This is a genomic window from Gemmobacter nanjingensis (assembly GCF_014652195.1).
In the GTDB taxonomy this organism is placed as follows: Bacteria; Pseudomonadota; Alphaproteobacteria; order Rhodobacterales; family Rhodobacteraceae; genus Gemmobacter; species Gemmobacter caeni.
In genome coordinates, this window is the sequence record NZ_BMYI01000086.1 from 1 (window position 1) to 593 (window position 593).

Sequence of the window (593 nt, forward strand, 5' to 3'; positions counted from 1 at the left end):
GTCTGCGCCCAGGTCGCCGGATCGGCCAGCCGCTGCGGCCCGACCCCGCCCGCCGTGCTGTCCTTGCGGAGGTCATAGAGCGGGATGCCCGACATCTCGAAGCGGTAGCGCGGCACCTGCGCCATGGCCTCGCGGTCATAATAGAAGGTCAGGATCGCATAGCAGAGGCCGGTGCCGACCATATCGGCGGTCCAGGGCCGGTCGGGATGCGTGCCATATCTGGCCAGCAGCATCGGATCGGCGGCGGTCTGGCTGCCGTCGTAATATCGGATCCAGGCATGGCCCTCGTAATCGCCGAGGATCGGCAGGCCGTAATCGGCATGCGCCTCGGTGCCGATCTCGACATAATCATCGTTCAGGATCAGCCGCTCCAGCTTTGCACCGGGGGCCGAGCAGATCTCGATCACATGGGTCAGATAGCGGTTCGACTTGCCATGGCTGTAGGGCGGGCAGATCGCCTGACCGCCGGTCGCGGTGCGGCCGAGGAGAATGGTCTCGGGGTTCTGCTCGCCGCGCAGCGTGGTCGAGATCGTCAGCCCGCCGCCCTGCGGCGGCTTCGGCCCGAGCGCCTGCTGCAGCGCCGACAGCGCCAC

1 pseudogene is annotated in these 593 nt (G+C 67.6%); it reads right to left on the reverse strand.

The features are described from left to right. Positions 1-593 (reverse strand): annotated as a pseudogene (locus IE126_RS25750) (phage tail protein); the annotation flags it as partial.